General features: G+C 69.5%; 21 protein-coding genes. 9 read left to right on the forward strand and 12 right to left on the reverse strand.

The window, feature by feature from the left end; genetic code table 11:
* Positions 1-74 precede the first annotated feature (74 nt).
* From ESP70_RS06170 to ESP70_RS06185, 4 genes are all read right to left on the reverse strand, one after another.
* A complete protein-coding gene (locus tag ESP70_RS06170) occupies positions 75-1,427 on the reverse strand; it encodes an adenylate/guanylate cyclase domain-containing protein (protein WP_149688401.1) in 1,353 nt (450 codons plus the stop codon).
* Positions 1,428-1,584: 157 nt separating this feature from the next.
* Positions 1,585-4,128, reverse strand: coding sequence for a DUF4153 domain-containing protein (locus ESP70_RS06175; RefSeq protein ID WP_149688402.1), 2,544 nt, complete (start codon positions 4,126-4,128; stop codon positions 1,585-1,587).
* Positions 4,125-4,814: a response regulator transcription factor gene (locus ESP70_RS06180; RefSeq protein ID WP_149688403.1), complete on the reverse strand. Its 690-nt coding sequence runs from the start codon at positions 4,812-4,814 to the stop codon at positions 4,125-4,127. The genes ESP70_RS06175 and ESP70_RS06180 overlap by 4 nt, the downstream gene beginning before the upstream one ends.
* An 85-nt stretch (positions 4,815-4,899) precedes the next feature.
* A complete protein-coding gene (locus ESP70_RS06185; RefSeq protein WP_149688404.1) occupies positions 4,900-5,436 on the reverse strand; it encodes a cysteine dioxygenase family protein in 537 nt (178 codons plus the stop codon).
* A gap of 74 nt (positions 5,437-5,510) precedes the next feature.
* Here ESP70_RS06185 and ESP70_RS06190 point away from each other — a divergent pair, with 74 nt between their 5' ends.
* The 3 genes from ESP70_RS06190 to ESP70_RS06195 all read left to right on the forward strand — a co-directional run bounded on the left by ESP70_RS06190 (position 5,511) and on the right by ESP70_RS06195 (position 7,195).
* Positions 5,511-6,371 carry a LysR family transcriptional regulator gene (locus tag ESP70_RS06190; RefSeq protein WP_149688405.1) on the forward strand — a complete coding sequence of 287 codons (861 nt, stop codon included), beginning with the start codon at positions 5,511-5,513 and terminating at the stop codon, positions 6,369-6,371.
* Between the two features lie 78 nt (positions 6,372-6,449).
* On the forward strand, positions 6,450-6,623 hold the full coding sequence (locus tag ESP70_RS20050; protein ID WP_188110516.1) for a hypothetical protein: 174 nt from the start codon (positions 6,450-6,452) through the stop codon (positions 6,621-6,623).
* A 20-nt stretch (positions 6,624-6,643) separates the two neighbouring features.
* Positions 6,644-7,195: a mismatch-specific DNA-glycosylase gene (locus ESP70_RS06195; protein ID WP_149688406.1), complete on the forward strand. Its 552-nt coding sequence runs from the start codon at positions 6,644-6,646 to the stop codon at positions 7,193-7,195.
* Positions 7,196-7,204: 9 nt separating this feature from the next.
* Here ESP70_RS06195 and ESP70_RS06200 read toward each other — a convergent pair whose 3' ends face one another.
* Both ESP70_RS06200 and ESP70_RS06205 read right to left on the reverse strand, forming a co-directional pair.
* The gene (locus ESP70_RS06200; protein ID WP_149688407.1) at positions 7,205-8,005 is read right to left on the reverse strand and encodes an SDR family NAD(P)-dependent oxidoreductase; all 801 of its coding nucleotides are present in this window, start codon (positions 8,003-8,005) and stop codon (positions 7,205-7,207) included.
* A 39-nt stretch (positions 8,006-8,044) separates the two neighbouring features.
* Complete coding sequence (locus ESP70_RS06205) at positions 8,045-8,410, reverse strand: winged helix-turn-helix transcriptional regulator (RefSeq protein WP_149688408.1); 366 nt, start codon at positions 8,408-8,410, stop codon at positions 8,045-8,047.
* A 112-nt stretch (positions 8,411-8,522) separates the two neighbouring features.
* Here ESP70_RS06205 and ESP70_RS06210 point away from each other — a divergent pair, with 112 nt between their 5' ends.
* The 3 genes from ESP70_RS06210 to ESP70_RS06220 are packed head-to-tail and all read left to right on the forward strand — an operon-like array spanning position 8,523 to position 10,356.
* Complete coding sequence (locus ESP70_RS06210) at positions 8,523-9,374, forward strand: SDR family oxidoreductase (protein ID WP_149688409.1); 852 nt, start codon at positions 8,523-8,525, stop codon at positions 9,372-9,374.
* Between the two features lie 51 nt (positions 9,375-9,425).
* Entirely contained in the window at positions 9,426-9,917 is a 492-nt protein-coding gene (locus tag ESP70_RS06215; RefSeq protein ID WP_149688410.1) for a hypothetical protein, read from the forward strand.
* Between the two features lie 10 nt (positions 9,918-9,927).
* Positions 9,928-10,356 carry a VOC family protein gene (locus ESP70_RS06220; protein WP_149688411.1) on the forward strand — a complete coding sequence of 143 codons (429 nt, stop codon included), beginning with the start codon at positions 9,928-9,930 and terminating at the stop codon, positions 10,354-10,356.
* Here ESP70_RS06220 and ESP70_RS06225 read toward each other — a convergent pair.
* Entirely contained in the window at positions 10,260-11,777 is a 1,518-nt protein-coding gene (locus tag ESP70_RS06225) for a cytochrome P450 (RefSeq protein WP_149688412.1), read from the reverse strand. The genes ESP70_RS06220 and ESP70_RS06225 overlap by 97 nt on opposite strands.
* A gap of 77 nt (positions 11,778-11,854) precedes the next feature.
* On the opposite strand from ESP70_RS06225, the gene ESP70_RS06230 reads away from it, so the two are divergent.
* The gene (locus ESP70_RS06230; protein WP_223148614.1) at positions 11,855-12,472 is read left to right on the forward strand and encodes a TetR/AcrR family transcriptional regulator; all 618 of its coding nucleotides are present in this window, start codon (positions 11,855-11,857) and stop codon (positions 12,470-12,472) included.
* A 56-nt stretch (positions 12,473-12,528) separates the two neighbouring features.
* Positions 12,529-12,726, forward strand: a complete 198-nt coding sequence (locus ESP70_RS06235) for a hypothetical protein (protein WP_149688414.1) — start codon at positions 12,529-12,531, stop codon at positions 12,724-12,726.
* A 4-nt stretch (positions 12,727-12,730) separates the two neighbouring features.
* Here the strand turns inward: ESP70_RS06235 and ESP70_RS06240 are convergent, their stop codons facing one another.
* The 4 genes from ESP70_RS06240 to ESP70_RS06255 all read right to left on the reverse strand — a co-directional run bounded on the left by ESP70_RS06240 (position 12,731) and on the right by ESP70_RS06255 (position 17,175).
* On the reverse strand, positions 12,731-13,549 hold the full coding sequence (locus ESP70_RS06240) for an SDR family NAD(P)-dependent oxidoreductase (protein ID WP_149688415.1): 819 nt from the start codon (positions 13,547-13,549) through the stop codon (positions 12,731-12,733).
* 59 nt (positions 13,550-13,608) lie between these two features.
* On the reverse strand, positions 13,609-15,495 hold the full coding sequence (locus tag ESP70_RS06245) for an ABC transporter ATP-binding protein (RefSeq protein WP_149688416.1): 1,887 nt from the start codon (positions 15,493-15,495) through the stop codon (positions 13,609-13,611).
* Between the two features lie 94 nt (positions 15,496-15,589).
* Complete coding sequence (locus tag ESP70_RS06250) at positions 15,590-16,492, reverse strand: pirin family protein (RefSeq protein ID WP_149688417.1); 903 nt, start codon at positions 16,490-16,492, stop codon at positions 15,590-15,592.
* Entirely contained in the window at positions 16,489-17,175 is a 687-nt protein-coding gene (locus ESP70_RS06255) for a tyrosine-protein phosphatase (RefSeq protein ID WP_149688418.1), read from the reverse strand. The genes ESP70_RS06250 and ESP70_RS06255 overlap by 4 nt, the downstream gene beginning before the upstream one ends.
* 86 nt (positions 17,176-17,261) lie before the next feature.
* Here ESP70_RS06255 and ESP70_RS06260 point away from each other — a divergent pair, with 86 nt between their 5' ends.
* Positions 17,262-18,188, forward strand: a complete 927-nt coding sequence (locus tag ESP70_RS06260) for an SGNH/GDSL hydrolase family protein (protein WP_149688419.1) — start codon at positions 17,262-17,264, stop codon at positions 18,186-18,188.
* 187 nt (positions 18,189-18,375) lie between these two features.
* Here ESP70_RS06260 and ESP70_RS06265 read toward each other — a convergent pair whose 3' ends face one another.
* A complete protein-coding gene (locus ESP70_RS06265) occupies positions 18,376-19,200 on the reverse strand; it encodes a Bax inhibitor-1/YccA family protein (RefSeq protein WP_149688420.1) in 825 nt (274 codons plus the stop codon).
* Positions 19,201-19,226 lie beyond the last annotated feature (26 nt).

A 19,226-nucleotide genomic window follows, 5' to 3' on the forward strand; every position in this document is an offset into this window, starting at 1 on the left:
CCTGGCGTCCAGTCGTGAACGTGATGTGGACGCCAGTTCACCGCCGAACGGTCCGACTTGAACCCTCGGCGTCCTCAGACTCCGGTTGGGCCCAGACCGGGCGCACCTGACGGGGAGTAGACCGGCACCGGGTAGTGCACGCCCTTGCACTGGACCTCACCGACCGGCTCGCAGAAGATTCGGTCCTTGACGAGGTGCCAGCTGTAGTCGCTCAGCAGGATCCGGCCAGGCTCGCAATGGGCCTGGAGGCGGGCCGCGATGTTGGTGTGCAGCCCGATCGCCGTGTACGTCATCCGCCCCTCGGAGCCGAAGCTGCCGACGCTCAGGACACCGGTGTCGATGCCGATCCGCATCCGCATCGGGCCGGTGACACCGAGCCGTTGCCACTGCCCGTTGAGGGACGGGAGGCCGTTCTGCATCGCCTGCGCCGCCCGCACCGCGCTCGCCGCCTGCTCCTCGACCTCCATCTCGTCGGGCGCCCCGAACAGGGCCATCAGGCCATCACCCGCGAACTCGTTCACCAGACCTCCGTGCTCGTCGACGAGCTGGCTCATGGTGGTCATGTAGTCGTTGACCACCTGCGTCAGAATCTCCGCCTCGACCCGGTCGGCGAGGTCGGTGAACCCGACCAGATCGGCGAACAGCACGGTCACCCGTCGGCGGGTGGGCACGTCGATGCCCACGGTGTCCCCGTTGATGATGTGCTCGAACACGGCGCGAGGGACGTAGCGGCGGATGGTCTCTCTGCTGTGGCGCAGCTCCTGCTGCTGTGCGTCGATGATCTGGTCCTTGCAGAACGCCCGCCGCTCGACGACCTCGATGACGACGCAGACCATGAGGCACCCGAGATACGCGATCCACTCTGCGGCAGCCAAGGATGCGGACTCGACCCCATTGAGCTCGTCGCGGTTGTAGCTCTGGAGCAGCTGGTACGAGCCGAACAGCGCGTAGGGCGTCACCGCTGCCATGGCCATGCCGGGCGGGATGCGGAAGATCCCGAAGCCGAAGAACATGACGACGAGCAGGCCCGCGATCATGACTCCGGCGCGCGTCTGGATCACCTCGCCGGTGAGCGCGACCTCTGACGTCAGCCAGACGACCAGGAAGCCGGCCAGGCAGTTGGCGGCGGCGGCCAGCGGCATCACCGTGCGGCGCAGCTCGGGCGGTGCGGTCAACGCGGTGAGCACGAGGAGCAGGAATATCCAGCCGACGACCCAACCTGCTGCGCGGTGCGCGGCGTCGGGGTCCAGGACGATCATGGCGACCAGCAGCAGGATCCAGCTCGGCGTCGAACCGATGTAGCCGACCCGGACGAACGGCGTGACGGTGTCGATGCGCCATCGCCGATAGGCCCGCTCGGTGTCCCGGTTCTCGAAACGTAGGCCTGCGAGGCGCAGTGCGTGGGCGGGATCGCGTGTGCGGGTCATGCCGTCACCTGCTCGGTCGCCCCGAACGGTCACGGGCTTCCTTGACCGGATGTTGCTGACCAGGGAGCTGCCCGCGCTCCTTCCCACCTTCCATGAAAGCAGTCAATCGGCGAAACGTCAGGCTTTGCGGGCACTTTTGCCTGTCAAACAGCCGGTCTCAGTTGTTGGTCTGGCCCGGGCAGACCGGGTCCTGGCGCCACTCCCCCGCATGATCCGCGATCGCTGCACGGGCTCGTGAGCGGCCGAGGTTCCACTCGAGCCAGTCATCGTGCGTACGGTCGTCGAGCGACACCGCGCACTCGACGAGGTCTGGGGGCAACGTCGACAGCACCGGGAGCGCATCGTCGGAGAGCGCCCGGAGATACGTCCAGTCGATCTTGCCGCTGGTCTCGTAGCGATCGATGTTGTGCCGTGCGATCCACGCGTCGGGGTTGATCGCGGCGAGACCGATCAGCAGCACGACACCGCTGAACAGCGCGAACCGTGGCAACCACACCGCCCGCAGAGCAACGCCGCCGGCGAGCGTGCCCAGCACGAGCACGCCGAGCCAACCTTCGAAGACGTCGACGAGCAGCCGCAGGCCCGTGAACCCGTACGCCTCCTGGTAGACGTGCATCCGGTAGAGCGCCGAGGCCACGACGACCAGCGTCAACCCGCACAGCACGCCGAGCGATCCGCGGATCCACGCCCGGTCCGACGGCGTCGCCTGCGGCGCCTTGCGCGATGCCGCCCAGACGACCAGCAGCGTGAGCGCGGTGGCGACCGTGAGCTGTCCGAAGCCCTGGTGCACGTACTCCGCATACGTCAGCCCGGTCGTACGCCTGAGGTAGTCGTGACCACCGAAGATCACCGCGGCCTGCGCGACCAGGAACACCGCGAACACCGCGTCGACGACCAGCACCGGCGCGAGCCACTCGAAGCGATGGGCAACCGGGCGCGGGGTCCGCTCGGCGCGATTGACCTCGGGCGGGTTGAGCCCGAGGTACGCCCCGGCGAGCACGACCCCGCCGACGAAGAACGCGACGAACACGCGCAGCGCGAAATCGGCCGAGCCGACGTTCGGGACCACCGCACCGACCCACTCGGCGAACACGGCATCGGCCGAGGCGAAGAGCAGGGCGAACACCGTGACGCCGACGATCGAGAGCACCGCCGTACGTACGAGCGCCGCGCCGCCACCCATGCCGGTGATGCGCCGGACCGTACGACCCAGCCACGGCATGCCCCGCAGCCCGGCGAGCGGCCACGCGATCCCGGCGAGCACGAACGACAGGACGTTGCGGCCGCGCACCAGGCCGATGATGCAGAGCCCGGCACCGGTGAGCACGCACAGCGCGACGAGCCACTCCGCGTCCCGGAGCACCACGACGATCGACAGCAGCAGGCAGAGACCGGCGCACGTCATCGTGAACGGGTCGCGACGGTTGCGGCTCGTGCCCAGCAGCAGCGCCCCGGCGGCCAGCAGCACGAGGAGGACGCCGAGCCCGTGATCGCGGAACGGGATGATCGCTCCCGCGAGCACGCCGACGCCGAGCGCCCCGAGCAGCACCCGCACGTTGCCGGGCACCCCGTCGTCGGGCCAGAAGGAGCCGAACGTGCTGTCCGTCAGTGATGGCAGTGGCTCGTAGGGCGGCAACGGCGCCGCCGCGGGTGGCAGGGTCGACTCGGCCATCGGGCTCTCCTTGGTACGCGTGAGGGTGGGGTTGAGCGGCAGGTCGGCCAGCACGCGGGCGCCGGACTCACCGGGCTCCGGGTTGGCGAAGCCGATCGATCCGCCGTGGAGGTCCGTGACCCATCGGGCGATCGCCAGGCCCAGCCCCGTCCCGCCACCCCCGTCGACCTCGGAGAGCGTGCCGAACCTCTCGAACGCACGATCGCGGTGTGCCGGCGCGACACCGGGGCCCTGGTCGACGACCACGACGTGCCAGTGATCGCCGAAGGCATCAGCGCGTACGCTCACGGTCCCGCCGGGCGGGCTGTGCCGCGAGGCGTTGTCGAGCAGGTTGGCGACGAGCTGGCGCAGCCGGGCCGGATCGCCCTGCACCACGAGCTCGGGCGGGCTGACCTCCACGGCGTACGCCACGTCGCGACCGCTGATGCGCTGCTCGGCGACGGCGGCCTCCAGGAGCGGCGCCACGTCGACGTCCTGCAGGTCCAGCGGCGCCTTGCCGGCATCGACGCGTGACAGGTCGAGGAGGTCCGTGACCAGCGTGGTCATCCGCTCCCCTTGGTCGAGGGCAGCTCGAAGCGTCTCCGGCTCTGGCTCGGCGACGCCGTCGGCGAGATTCTCCAGCAGCGCGCAGAGCGCGGTCAGCGGCGTACGCAGCTCGTGGCTGACGTTGGCGACCAGCTCACGACGCTGCCGGTCGACACCCGCAAGCTCTTCGGCCATCCGGTTGAAGGCGCGGGCCAGCTCGCCGACCTCGTCCCGCGACGTCGCAGCGACTCGTACGGAGTGGTCCCCCGTCGCCATGCTCCTGGCGGCGACGGTCATCTCGCGCAACGGCGAGGTCATCCCGACGGCGAGGAGCTGCGTGACGGCCAGCGCGAGGGCGATCGTGACGGGGATGCTCAGCCAGATCGGCACCCCTCCCGCCGAGCCGATCGTCCCCACGATCGACGCGACCGCGACGCTCGCCGCGACCAACAGGCCCAGCTTGACCTTGACCGACCTGACCTGGTCGAGCGGACGTGCCGTCATCGGTCGGTCCCGGGCTCGAGCGCGTACCCGACGCCGTGGACCGTGCGGACGCGCTCGGCGCCGATCTTGGCGCGCAGTGCCTTGACGTGGCTGTCGACCGTACGTGTGCCCGAGGCGTCGGACCAGCCCCAGACCTCGGCGAGCAGGTGTTCTCGGGTCAGCACGACGCCGGGGCTCGCCGCGAGGCACAGCAACAGGTCGAACTCGGTGGGTGTCAGGTGCACCTCGTCGTCGCCCGTCCAGACGCGTCGAGCGCCCGGGTCGATCCGCAGGTCGCCGAGATCGGCGAGCCCCTGGCCCGCCAGCTCGACGGCGCGATCGACCCGGCGCAGCAGGGCAGCGACCCGTGCCACGAGCTCGCGCATCCGGAACGGCTTGGTGACGTAGTCGTCGGCGCCGACGGCCAGCCCGACGAGGATGTCGGCCTCGTCGTCGCGGGCGGTCAGCATCAGGACCGGCACGGGTCGCACGGCCTGGATGCGCCGGCAGACCTCGTGCCCGTCGAACCCCGGCAGCATGACGTCGAGCACCACGAGGTCCGGCTCGTGCGTGCCGAACGCCTCGACAGCCCCGGGCCCGTCCCAGGCGCGAACGACGTCGTAGCCTTCGGCGACCAGTCGGTCGGTGACCGCTCCGTTGATGATGGGCTCGTCCTCGACGACGAGGATGCGGCGGGGTGCGGTCATGCCATCAGCGTAGGAGCGCCGCTGGCCGGAATTCGGGGTCGACTCGTGAAGATCCTGTGCAGGTTGTCGAGGGCGTACGGGCTGGTCAGCGCACAGGCAGGTCGTACTCCCGGCGCACGCTCGCACCGTCAGCGCCCAGGTCGGCGCCGTAGACGTGCAGCGAGATCGCCGTGACGTCGCCGGTGTTGTGCACGCGGTGGATGTCGCCTGGAGGCGCGAAGCCACTGGCTTCGCCCGGACCGTTCGCCGCCCGGCCGATCTCCGTGAGGTGGTCGCCGTGGTCGCGGTAGAGCGTCTCGTACTCGACGCCCTGCAGCACGACGAACGCGCACCACGCGAGGTGGTCATGGATCGCCGTGAGTTGTCCCGGCTGCCACACGACGGCCTTGACCGAAAACGCCGACTCGGTGTGCAGCACGTTGCTGACCAGCTCGTGCGGGTCGCCGAGGCGCTCCTCGGCGGTGAGCAGGTCGACGCCGGGCGTCTGCTCTCGCAGAACGTCGGCCACGGCCAGCGCCGTGGGCCGGGGATCCAGGCCCCGGCTGGTCTGTTCCCGGATGCCGTCCAGGAGCTCGGGCAGGCCCACCCGGGCCGGCTGTGTCGGGTATGTCGTGGAGTTCATGACTTCAGGATGCGTCCACTGATTCATCACGTCCAATGCCAGTTTTGGCTCAAAAACATCGATAGAGTTGATGAATGCTCGACCTCAACCGCCTCCGCATCCTGGCCGCGGTCGCCCGCCACGGGTCCGTCACTGCCGCCGCCGCCGAGCTGCACTACTCCCAACCGTCGGTCAGTCATCACCTCGCCCGGCTCGAGGCCGAGACCGGGGCCCAGCTGTTCCAGCGGGCCGGCCGCGGCATCCGGTTGACCGAAGCAGGGCTCGTCCTCGCTGAGCGGGCGACCGAGATCCTCGGCCGGGTCGAGTCCGCGTCGGCCGAGCTCGACGCCCACGTCGGCCTGAGCGCCGGGCGGGTCCGGGTCGCGGTGTTCGGCTCGGCCCTCGTCGCACTCATGCCCGAGGTGTCCGCCGAGCTGGCGTCACGCCATCCGGGCCTGCGGCTCGACCTCGTCGACACCCACCCGCCCGAGGCGATCGCGATGTTGCGCGCCGGCGAGGTCGACGTGGCCGTCGTCTTTCGCTACGACGAGACCGAACCCGATCCGCCCGGCATCCGGTTGACGCACCTGCTGGACGATCCGACCTATCTCCTGACGACCGACGACCGCGACACGATCGGCCAGCACCGCGACGACCGCTGGGTCGCCGGCTGCGTGCGCTGTCGCGCCCACCTGGTCGAGCTCTGCGATCGCGAGGGCTTCGAGCCAGAGGTCGCCTTCACCACCGATGACATGGTCGGCATCCAGGCCCTCGTCGCGTCCGGGATGGGCGTCGCCACGATCCCGGGGCTGGCGCTGCGCGGGCACCGCAACCCCGACGTCAACGCGCACGAGGTGCCGGGCGCGCCCAGACACGTCTACGCGGCGACGTACGGCGAGCCACCTGACCCGCCGCCGACAGCCGCACTCCTCGACGTGCTGACGTCGCTCGCCTGACACCTCGTACGCACCGGAGCACGCTTGGCTCGCGGAGCATCGGGTACGCCTCGGGCGTCATCGACTCCAGGAGGACCCATGACCGTCCCACCCGAAGACCCAGGCATCCCCGACGAGCCGGGCGACCCCGCCGACCTTGTGCCCGACGGCGACCGGGCGGCCCAGGCCGAGAGCGCGTGGCCCGACGAGGACGCACAGGGCATCGTCCCCGACGGGGAGCGCGTCGTCCCCGACCTCGACGACGACGCGTGAGCGCCTGCTAGCTTCGCCCGATGGGCTACACCCGCGAGGAGCTGCTCTCGTACGCCGGACGCACGATCCCGGACCTGGTCGGCGACGACCTCCGGCTGCTGTTCGTCGGCATCAATCCCGGCCTGGTGAGCGCCGCCACGGGGCTGCACTTCGCCCGGGCGGGCAACCGGTTCTATCCGGCTCTGCGGCTCGCCGGCATCCTTCCTGCCGACGTCATGACGCCCGATGCGGCCAGACCCGTGCTGCTGGACCGCGGCGTCGGCATCACCAACATCGTTGCCCGCGCCTCCGCGCGCGCCGATGAGCTCGATGCCGCGGAGCTCGTCGCGGGTCGCTCGCGCCTCGAGGCATTCGTGGCCGAGCACCGCCCGCGCGTCGTCGCGATCGCCGGCATCACGTCGTACCGCATCGCCTTCGGCCGCAAGGCGGCCCGGGCCGGCCGCCAGGACGAGGCGATCGGCGATGCGCAGCTGTGGGTCGTGCCGAACCCGAGCGGGCTCAACGCCCACGAGACGGTGGATTCGCTCGCCGCGGCCTACCGCGAAGCGGCGTCCGCGGCCGGCGTCCTCTGACCCGATACGTCATCGCTTGTCGCGTTGGCCCTCGACCATCGACTTCGAGACCTTCTCGCCACCACCGAGCCTCTGCAGCGTCGCGGAGATCGTCGGGAACGATGCACCGAACGTGGCGCCCGCCCTCAGCTCGACCGGCGCCACGACGACCTCGGCGCTGTTGTGCTGGATCGCCTTGACGACCTTGCGCGCCACGGCCTCCGGCGTGACGGTTCGCAATCCCTTGGGGAGCGTGCCGCCGGACTCGACGAACATCCCGGCATCGCGTACGAATCCCGGCTCGACGAGCGACAGCCCGACGCCGTGCCGGGCGAGGTCCTGGCGGAATCCGAGCGAGAAGCCGCGCAGCCCGAACTTGGTCGCGTTGTACATCGCCGCCTCGGCGGAGGCGATCTTGCCGGATACCGACCCGATCATCACGATGTGCCCCCGCCCTCGGGCGATCATGGCCGCGGCCGAGTCACGGGCCATGAGGATCGGCGCCTCGAGGTTGACCGTGATGCTGCGGAGGATCTGCTCGTGCGAGTACTCAAGGACGTCACCCGAGGCCGGCAGCGCCGCGTTGGCGACCAGGATGTCGATGTCGCCGGCTTCGCTGAGCAGTCGCGTGACCTCGTCGAGGTCCGAGAGGTCAGCCGCGATCGCGGTGGCACCGAGCTCGGTCGCGAGTGGCTCGAGCACGTCGAGCCGGCGTCCCGTGAGCACCAGCTCGGCGCCTTCGGCGGCCAACGCGCGGGCGATCGCCTGCCCGATGCCGCCGGTCGCACCCGTGACGAGGGCTCGCGCTCCCCGGATCTCGAACCTGGGCATGGTGGGTCCTCTCGACGTCGTGCACCGAGAGTAGTGCGGTCAGGCCGACTGCGCCTTGGACTCCATGACCTCGGGCATCACGGCGTAGAGCGCGAGGATCAGCTGCTTGACGGCCGCCGCGACCGTCTCGCCGTTCGGCGTCAGGCGGTAGTCGACATTCGGTGGCAGCGTCGACTGCACGTGCCGCTCGACCAGGCCGTCCGCCTCCAGCGCCTTGAGGGTCTGCGAGAGCATCTTGTCGCTGACGCCGTCGACGCAACGCCGCAGCTCGCCGAAGCGCGCGGGCTCAGGACTCAGCGCCGCGAGCGTCAGGGATCCCCACCGGCTCGTGACGTGCTCCAGCACCTCGCGTGACGGGCATGCGCCACTGAACACGTCGAACGGGCGTCGCGGATCTTCAGCCATGGATGGTCCTCCTGTCCCACCATGCTAGCAGTTCGTAAGTGCTAACCCAGAGTTGGTGCTTTCGTTTGGTTAGTGTACGTTCGACAGCACCGCCTACCGAGAAGGAATCACCATGACCATTGCCGTCACCGCCGCCACCGGGCAGCTGGGCACCCTCGTCGTCGACGCACTGCTCGAGCGCACGAGCCCCGACCAGGTCGTCGCCATCGTCCGCGACGCCGCCAAGGCTGAGCCGTTGGCCGCCAAGGGCGTCGCCGTACGCGTCGCGAGCTACGACGACCCGACCGCCCTCAAGGACGCGCTCGCCGGTGTCGATCAGGTGCTCCTGATCTCCGGCAACGAGTTCGGCCAGCGCGCGGTCCAGCACCGCAACGTGATCGATGCGGCGATCGCCAACAACGTGTCGCGCCTCGTCTACACCAGCGCGCCCAAGGCCGAGACGTCCACGCTGCCGGTCACACCGGAGCACCTTGCCACCGAGCAGTACCTCGCCACAGCCGGCATCGACCACGTCCTGCTGCGCAACAACTGGTACCACGAGAACTACGGCCAGACGCTCGACACCGCGCGTCAGACCGGATCGGTCCTGGCCAGCGCTGGTGAGGGCCTCGTCGCCAGCGCCGCTCGCGCCGACTACGCCGAGGCCGCTGCCGTCGTGCTGACGACCGACGGCCCGGTCAAGCCCGTCCACGAGCTGGCCGGCGACGTCGCGTGGACCCAGGACGAGCTCGCCGCAGCGCTGACCGAGGTGCTCGGGACCCCGATCACGGTCAGCCAGGTCACGGCCGAGCAGCAGACCGCGATCCTGGTCGAAGCCGGCCTCGACGAGGGCACCGCCGGCTTCGTCGCCGGGATCGACGCGGCGACCGCCAAGGGCGACCTCGCCCTCACGAATGGTGACCTGCGCGCGCTCCTCGGACGGCCGACGACACCGCTCGTCGAGACGCTCCGCGCCCTGGCCTGACCGATACCGAGACGAATTGCCGTCGTGCCGACATCATGAGGCATGCGGCCCGTGTCCCGGTTCCTCGTCCTGGCGCTGCTCGGCGTCCTGCTGTCGGCCACGTCGCCGGCCGTCGCCTCGTGCGCGGCCGGCGCCGGGCCGGCCGGCTCCGCCACGCTCTTCCTCGGCGTCGCGGGCACGACGTCGGGCGGCTACACGACGATGCAGGTCGAGGAGGTCTGGGCCGGGCGCGATCTGCCGTCGTCGGTGCGGGTGCTCTCCGGACAGACCCAGGCGAACGTCTCGAGCTCGAACGACGCTGAGCTCGAACGCGGCCGACGCTACGTGATCGGCGCCGACGCCAAGCTGCGCACGAACGCGTGCCGGGTCGAGCTGGCCGAGGATGCGATGTCCCTGCGACCCGAGCACGTACGTTCGCCGCTTGCCGGCACCGACGACGTCGGCGAGCCCGCATCGAGCAAGCCCGTGGTCATCGCCGTGCTGGCACTCCTGGCGACCATCGGCGCCGTCGCTGGCGTGGTCCGTGTCAGGGCTCGGCGCTAACGTCGAAGGCATGGAGCAACGACTCAGCCTGATCACCCTCGGCGTGTCCGATCTCGCGCGCGCCCGCCACTTCTATGAGGACGGCCTCGACTGGACCAAGGGCAACCCCGAGGACGAGGTCGCGTTCTACCAGCTCAACGGCATGGTTCTCGCGCTGTGGACCCGGACCGACCTGGCCGATGACGCCCGCGTGGCCGACACCGGCGCCACGTTCAGCGGCATGAGCATCGCCTTCAACACCCGTTCACACGGCGAGGTCGACGAGATCCTCGCCCAGATCGAGGCTGCGGGCGGCACGATCCTCAAGCCCGGCGAGGAGCAGCCGTGGGGTGGCTACTCCGGCTACTTCGCCGATCCCGACGGACATCCGTGGGAGGTCGCGTGGAATCCGGACTGGTCGATCGACGAGGCCGGGCACACCTCGCTCGGCTCCGCCTGAGCCTCGTCGACAGACGCCACCACTGACGGGGTCCGGGGCGTCAGGCTCAGCTCGAATCCCGTGGGCATCAGCGTGAGCCGCTCGGCGATCTGCAGCTCGTACGCCGGATCGCCGGCGATGTCGTAGCGGTGCAACATGCGGGCCAGCACCAGGATCGCCTCGTGCAGCGCGAACTGCCGTCCGATGCACGACCGCTCCCCCGTGCCGAACGGCTTGTAGGAGTGCGGCTTCCGGCCACGGGAGTTCTCCGGCAGGAAGCGGTCCGGGTCGAACGCGTCCGCATCATCACCCCATACCGCCGGATCGCGGTGCATCAGCGGCAGGATCACGATCGCCCAGTCCTCCGGTCGCATTGTGTGGCCCGTGCTCAGCACCGTGGTCTCGCGCGGGCTGCGGGTGAACGCCGGCGCCGTGGGCCACAGCCGCAGGCCCTCGTCGAGCACGCGGCGCAGGTAGCGGAACTTGGCGACCTGCTCGAACGTCGGCTCGGCGTCGCGGTCCGGCCCCAGGACCTGGTCGACCTCGGCCTGCGCCTTGGCGAGCACGGCTGGGTCGCGGGAGAGGTAGTAGAGCGCGAACGACAACGCTCCCGACGTCGTCTCGTGCCCAGCGACCAGGAAAGTCAGGATCTGGTGCCGGATGTTGAGGTCGTCGAGCCGCTCACCCGTCTCGGGGTGCGGCGTGTGCAGCATGATGCCGAGCAGGTCACTGTCGTCAGGCTCGCTCGCGTTGCGACGTTCCGCGATGATGCCGTCGAGCAAGGAGTCGACGTACGCCTGATGGTGCGCGTTCTTCTTGTCGATCCGCTTGGCCATCAGCCCGGCGCCCGGCATCGCGTTGAGCGAGCCCTTGCGCTGCCCGGCCTTGAGCGCCGCGATCATCGCCGGGATGAACGGATGCGGCTCCGCGCGGCTGAACGAGCCGAAGTCGGTGCTGAACGCCGTACGGCTGATGGTCTCCATCGTCAGCTTCGTCATGTCGGCCGAGACGTCGACCGAGCCCTCGCGACCGTCCCAGGTGTCGAACAGCTCCTGCGCCGCCGCGAGCATGACCGGGTGATAACGCTGCATCGCCGCCTTCGTGAAGGCCGGGCGCAGCAGGTCGTGCGCGAGAGCCCAGTTGGTCTCGTCGTTGTAGGCCGTGAACAGCCCCTGCCCGGCGAACTCCCGCAGCGCGACGAGGGCGGGTGACAGGCCCTTGGCGAAGCGCGACTCGTCGGCCAGCTCGGCCGCGAGCTCCGCGCCGGTGACGAACACGAACTTCTGGTCGAACACCTGCAGCTCGAAGATCGGCCCGAGCCCTTCGGCGCGACGCATCGTGCTCTGCAGGGGCGCCCGCACCTCGGCGCCGAGCGCGTCACCCACGATGGGCCTGCGCCCCGATGGGTGGGGGAACGTCTGACCGGACCAGTCGTTGCGCACCAGGACTCCTTATTGGACGGTGATTCAATAATGCGAGCCTAGCCCTTGCTGAACCGATGTCAAGTAGTGTGACCGGCATGGCCACCCGCACCCGCCTGAGCCGAGAGGCCCGACAGGACCAGCTGCTCGAGCTCGGCGCCGAGCTGTTCGCCGACCGGTCCTATGAGGACGTCCACATCGAGGAGCTGTCCGAGGTCGCCGGCGTCTCGCGCGGCCTGCTCTACCACTACTTCCCGACCAAACGGGCGTTCTTCGCCGCGATGGTGCGCCGGGAGTCCACCCGGATGATGGAGCTCACGGCACCGGACGAGTCACTGCCGATCCTCGACCGGCTGCGCCAAGGCATCGAGGCCTACCTCGACTACTGCCAGGACCACAAGATGGGGGTCAAGGCGATCTTCCACGGCGCGGCGTCAGCCGATCCGGAGATCCAGGCGATCGTCGAGGAGGACATCCAGCGCCAACAGGAGCGCATCACGGCGGGCGTCGAGCCGAACGGCCGGCCGTCCGAGCTCATGCAGATCGCCGTCCGCAGCTGGCTGCACTTCATGCGCAACGCCTGCCACCAATGGCTCGACTCGACCGAGACAAGTCGCGACGAGGTGCGCGACCTCTGCGCCCAGGCACTGGTCGGCACACTGCTCGCCCTCCCCGAGGGTTCCCGCCCGTCTGCACTCACGGACCTCACGCCCTAGCACTTCTGCCATTTCGGCGACGGGCGCCGATCACCGCCGTTGACCTCGGCTCCCGAATGATCGTCGCGGCTGACGGCGAGATCGCCCGCCTCCCCCGGTCCGCCGTCACGGGGTTCACCCTCGACGAGGGCGGCCTGCAGTCCCCGTTCTCGCTCCAGCTCTCGGACGGCACGTCGTGGGAGTTCGGCCTGCCCAAGCTCTACCTCAGGAAGGCCAAGGAGCTGCTCGACCGGCTGGGCGTCCGGCCGGCGTGAGGCCCTAGAGTCCTGCGCGCTTGCTGAACGCCGACACGCCGCGCTGGTAGCCGGCGCCGGTCAAGCGTACGAACTTGTCGAGCACCCAGGCATCGGCGCCGATCAGGACCCGCGCCTTGTTCTTCTCGACACCCTTGAGGATGACGTCGGCGGCCTTGGCCGGCGAGGTGCGGGCGAGCTTGTCGAACGAGCCCGCGAGCTTGTCGTGGTCGAGCCCCTCGACCTGCTCGGCGTTGCGGGCGATGTTGGTCTTGATGCCGCCGGGGTGGACGCACGTGACCTTGACCGGCCGCTCGTTGATCACCATCTCCTGGCGCAGCGACTCGGTGAACCCGCGAACCGCGAACTTTGCGGCGTTGTAGGCACTCTGGGTCGGCACCGAGAACAGCCCGAAGATGCTGGAGATGTTGACGACATGACCGTCGCCGGACTCGATGAGGTGCGGCAGGAACGCCTTGGTGCCGTTGACGACGCCCCAGAAGTCGACGTCCATGACCCGGTCGATGTCCTTGAACGACATGGCCTCGACCTCGCCGGTGAAGGCGATGCCGGCGTTGTTGAACACCAGGTTGACCTGGCCGAAGTGCGCGACCACGTCGTCGGCGTACGCCAGGACAAGCTCACGCTGTGAGACGTCGAGGTGGTCGACCTTGACCTCGGCACCGGCTCGCTTGACCAGCGCCTCGGTGTCGGCGAGGCCGTGCGTGTCGACGTCGCAGATCGCGAGCTTGGCTCCGCGTCGGGCGAGCTCGACTGCCAGCGCCCGGCCGATGCCGGAACCGGCGCCCGTGACAACGGCGACCTTGTCGGTGAAGTGGGTCATGGCGTCCTCTCGCATTCAGATACTGAGGGTATCTGGATCGAGGCTATCAGATAACGCGATTAGCCGGGAAGGGGTTGCTCGACCGTGCCGGCGTCGAACTGGGTGCGGTGCAGCTCTTCGTAGCGGCCGCCCAGCGCCAGCAGCTCGTGGTGCGTGCCCTGCTCGACGATGCGGCCGTCCTCGACGACGAGAATGCGATCCGCCGCTCGTACAGTCGACAGCCGGTGCGCGATGACCACGGACGTACGCCCGGCGAGTGCGACCGCCAGCGCCTCCTGCACCGCCGACTCCGACGTCGAGTCGAGGTGAGCCGTCGCCTCGTCGAGGATCACGACGCGAGGATGCGCGAGCAGCAGGCGGGCGATCGTCAGCCGCTGGCGCTCACCGCCGGAGAGGCGATAGCCGCGCTCCCCCACGATCGTGTCGAGTCCGTCCGACAAAGACGCGACGAGGTCGTCGAGTCGGGCGTCGCGCAGGGCGGACCACAGCTCGTCGTCGGTCGCCTCGGGCCGGGCCAGCCGGAGGTTGTCGCGCACGGACTCGTGGAACAGGTGACCGTCCTGCGTCGCCATGCCCAGGGTCTCGCGCAGCGACGCCATCGAGAGGTCGCGGACGTCGACACCACCGAGCGAGACCGAGCCGCCGTCGACGTCGTAGAGGCGCGGGATCAGGCTGGCGATCGTCGACTTGCCGGCACCGGACGTGCCGACCAGGGCGACCAGCTGCCCGGGCTCGACGCGGAACGACACGTCGTGCAGGACATCGACACCCCCACGGTTGTCGAGCATCGCGACCTCCTCGAGCGAGGCCAGCGAGACCTTGTCGGCCGAGGGGTAGGCGAAGGTCACGTGCGAGAACTCGACCGACACCGGCCCGTCGGGCACCGCGACCGCGTCGGGCTTCTCGCGGATCAAGGGCTGCAGATCGAGCACCTCGAAGACGCGCTCGAAGCTGACGACCGCGCTCATGATCTCGACGCGGGCGCTCGCGAGCGCGGTGAGCGGCGCGTACAAGCGAGTCAGCAGGAGCGCGAGCGCCACGACGTCGCCCGGGTCGAGCGAGCCCTTGAGCGCATAGAAGCCACCGAGGCCGTAGACGACCGCGAGCGCCAGGGCCGACACCGTGGTCAGCGCGGTGACGAAGACCGACTGCAGCATCGCCGACTTCACGCCGATGTCGCGCACCCGGCTGGCTCGCGCGGCGAACTCGACGGACTCCTCGTCGGGGCGGCCGTAAAGCTTGACGAGCGTGGCCCCCGGCGCCGAGAAGCGTTCGGTCATCCGGGTGCTCATGACCGCGTTGTGGTTGGCCGCCTCGCGGGACAGCGCGGCGAGCCGGCTGCCCATGCGGCGGGCCGGGATGACGAAGACCGGGAGGAGCACGAGGGCCACCACAGTGATCTGCCACGAGATGCTGAGCATCACCACGAGCGTCAGCGTCAGCGTCACGATGTTGCTGACGACGCCCGACAGGGTGCCGCTGAACGCTCGCTGGGCGCCGAGGACGTCGCTGTTGAGCCGGCTGACCAGGGCGCCGGTGCGGGTGCGGGTGAAGAACGCGATCGGCATGCGCTGCACGTGGTCGAAGACTGTCGTGCGCAGGTCGAGGATCAGTCCCTCGCCGATCGTCGCCGACAGCCAGCGGGTCCAGATCGCGAGCGCCGCGTCGGCGACGGCGATCAGGGCGATGAGCCCGGCGAGGCCGAAGACCGTGCTGCGCGAGTCACCGTTGACGATCGCGTTGACGACGTGCCCGGCCAGCACTGGCGTGGCCACGGCGAGGCACGCCGACACGACGCTCAGCACGAGGAAGTGCATCAGCCGGCGCTTGTGTGGCGCAGCGAAGCCTGCGATGCGCTTGAGCGTGACCTTGGTCAGCCGCTGAGGACCGTTCTGCGTGTTCATCACACGGTGCAGCGAGTTCCATGCTGCGGCATCCATGCTCATGTCGTCCTCCTGGATCGGCGTACGCCCTGCCCAGTGTCCACCCCGGGCAGGACAAACGTAGAACCTCAATCAGGCTTGAGGTCAATCCGAGGGTTCAGGCGACGGTGCGGCGGCGCGGCTTGAGGCGCAGGTCCGGCATCGGCGGCGCAGGGATGCGCTGCCCCTTGTGGCCGGCGACCTCACCGAAGCGCTCCGACGCGCTCTCCCAGTCGTCCCTCGCCTGCACGATGTCCTCGTGCGATCGGCCGATGAAGTTCCACCACATGACGAGCTCTTCGTCGAACGGCGTTCCGCCGATCAGCAGCAGTGTCGTCTCCGTGGGGACGAACAGCTCGACGTCCTCACGACCCGGCGCGAGGTAGCGCATCTGCCGGTGCACGATCTCGGTGCCGCCGACGAGCGCCTCGCCCGTGACGGCGAGCACGGCGTGCTCGAACTCCGGCCGCAACGGCACGACCGCGCCGCCAGGACGTACGGTCAGCTCGGCGCCGACCATCGGTGAGTACGTCGTGGCGGGTGACGCCGCTGCGTCGAGCTCCCCCATCAGGACCGTGGCGGTCCAGTTCTTGCCGTCGGCGACCGGCAGGTCGGGATGGTGCTCGAAGCCGGCAGCCCCCGTGCGTCGAAGGTTGGGCAGGGCCACCCACAGCTGAAGGCCGTGCATCGGGCCGCTCGTGTCACCGACGGAGAACTCCGAGTGCGCGACACCGTCACCCGACGTCATGAGGTTGAGCTCGCCCGGCTTGAGCACGACGTCGCTGCCGAGGTTGTCGCGGTGCCGGATGTCTCCGGCGAGCGGCCAGGTCACGGTCTGCAGCCCCGTGTGCGGGTGCGGCAGGACGTTCATGTGGTCGGCGGTCGGTCCGAAGTGGTCGACGAAGCACCAGGGGCCGACCGTCGGCAGGCCGCGATGGGGAAGGGTGCGGTGCACCGAGATGCCGCGGACCCCGCCGAGCGGAACCTCCCGCGCATCCAGTGAGAGGTCGAGCGAGGTCATGTGAGAAGCGTACGTCTCAGCTGCTCGACCAGGTCCTCGCTGCCGCCGATGTCCAGGAACCAGCCCACGACACCGTCATCGTGCGAGTCCCAGAGGTCGAGCACGCCTTCGATCGCCTCGACCGGAACCGCAAGGAACTCCGGCGGCAACGCGGCCCGGTGATGACGACCGGGCAGCTTGCGAAGCCGCGAGGATATGGCCTGCTCGGCGTGCTGGGTCTCGAGGAAGTCCGCGACGACGTGCTCACGCTCGACACCGACGAGTCGCAGCAGCATCGCGATCGAGACGCCCGTGCGGTCCTTGCCGGCCGCGCAGTGGATCAACGTCGCGCCCCGGGCCGTGCCGACCTCGCGCACGAGCTCCACGAGGTACATCGAGGCGTGATCGAGCATCAGCAGATAGAGGCCGGCCAGGCTCTCGGGCGGTGCCGTGCCGGGACGCAGGGAGCTGAGCAGCGGGAGGTTGACGATGCGCGCACCGGACCGCGCGAGCGGATGGATGCCCTCGGTCTCGTTGGGCGATCGCAGGTCGATCACGAGCGACGGCGGCCAGACGATGTCGTCGGGCGCGTGGTCCCTGTGCGACGGCATCGCACTCCGCAGGACGCGGCCCCGCTGGACCAGCCTGCCGTTCGCCGCCTCGACCCCGCCCACATCTCGGAGGTTGGGGACGAATTCGCGCACACGGCCACCCTAGGCGTACGCAAGGCCACACGGCTGACCAGCCCTTTTCGCGTGTTTGCGTCGTCGGGTCGACGTAAAATGACACCGTGCCCCGCCCCCGTCGTATCGCTGCCGCGACCCTGATCGGCGGCAGCGCCACACTTTCGGGGTTCTACGGATTCCTGATCGGTGAGGCGATTCTCGCTCGCCGGGCGATCGGCACCACCGATGACCGTCCGCCCTCCCCCGACGGCCTCTACGGCGACGACCTTCCCGGACGTACGATCCGGGTGCTCGTGCTGGGCGACTCCGCCGCCGTGGGCTACGGCGTGACCCGCGCCGACGCCACGCCGTCCGCGATGATCGGCGTCGGCCTCGCCCACGTCATGGACGCTCCGGTCGAGGTGCAGTGCCGCGCCATCGTCGGCGCGCAGACCTCCGACCTCATGGGCCAGATCGACCTCGATCCCGACTGGCATCCCGATGTCGCCGTGATCGTGGTCGGCACCAACGACGTCACGCACCGGGTGACCCCCCAGGCGTCCGCGCGGATGCTGGGCCAGGTCGTCCGTCGCCTCATCGCCGAGGACTGCGACGTCGTGGTCGGCACCTGCCCCGACCTGGGCACGGTGCAGCCGATCCACCAGCCGCTGCGCGCGGTGGCCCGTCGTCTGAGTCGCGCGCTGGCCCGCCGGCAGACGATCGCAGTCGTGGAGGCCGGCGGCCGGTCGGTGTCGCTCGGCGACCTGCTCGGCCTGCTGTTCACCGAGCGGCGCGACGTCATGTTCGGCGCCGACCACTTCCACCCGTCGGAGACCGGCTACGCCAACATGGTGTCGGTCCTGATCCCGGCGATCACGGCGTCCCTGCGGCAGAAGCAGCGCGAGCTCGCCTACACCGGTCGCCCGCAGGACCTCGTCTCGGTCGCCGATGCCGCTGCGGTCTCGGTCGAGCACCCCGGCACGCAGGTCGCACCGGATGCCGGACCCGGTGGCCGCTTCGCCTCGGTCCTGCGCCGCCGCCGCGCTTCCTGACACCACCGAGCGGTGGATCCTCCACCGAATAGGTCCGGCGGTGGATTCTCCACCTTGTGGCGGGTTATAGCGTGGAACATCCACCGCTCAGGGGCATTCGGTGGCAAATCCACCGCTCAGGGTCCTGTTCAACACGACGAACGGCCGACCCCCAGAGGGATCGGCCGTTCGTGTCTAGCGGTGAAGCTCAGTCGCCACGCAGGATCGCGAGGATGCGCAGGATCTCGATGTAGAGCCACACCAGTGTGACCGTGAGACCGAACGCCGCACGCCAGGACTCGCGCTCCGGAAGACCGGCTGCGACGCCCTGCTCGATGTAGTCGAAGTCGAGGATCAGCATGAACACCGCGAGCACCACCGCCGCGGCTGAGACCAGCAGCCCGAGGGTGTTGAAGTCACGGATGCCGCCGCCGTCGACCACGCCAGTCGCGGTCAGCAGCAGGTTGATCAGCGTCGCTCCGACGAACGCAAAGACCGAGATCGTGACGATCTTGCGGAACTTGTCGGTGACCTGGATGTTGAAGAACTTGTAGGCCGCCAACGTGCCACCGAAGGCCACCATGGTGCCGACCACAGCCTGGAACACGATGCTGACGTCGCCGACCCAGGACGCGATGATCTTGGAGAACGCGCCGACGAACACGCCCTCGAAAACGGCGTAGCCGATGACGAGCGCCGGGCTCACGATCTTCTTGAAGGAGTTGACCAGCGACAGGACGAACCCGATGAGCGCACCGCCCATTGCCAAGCCGTAGGCCTTGCTGGCGGCCGAACCATCGGCGCCGAGGTCACCGGAGGCGATCCAGGTGACAGCTGCGGCCACGATGAGCACCCCCAGCGTGATCGCGGTCTTCTCGACGGTCGTGTCGATCGTCATGCGACCGGCGCCGCGCTCGGTGTGCGTGGGCGATCCGCTCAGGTCGACCTGCCACTGGGACGGGTCGCTGGCGACTGCACCGCCGCGGCCGTTGAACTCGGCGCTGCGGGCGAAGACGGGGTTGCTGCTCTTCATGATTCCCTCCGTGGGATGGCTCCGAA

It is taken from the genome of Aeromicrobium ginsengisoli, assembly GCF_004134905.2.
In the GTDB taxonomy this organism is placed as follows: Bacteria; Actinomycetota; Actinomycetes; order Propionibacteriales; family Nocardioidaceae; genus Aeromicrobium; species Aeromicrobium ginsengisoli.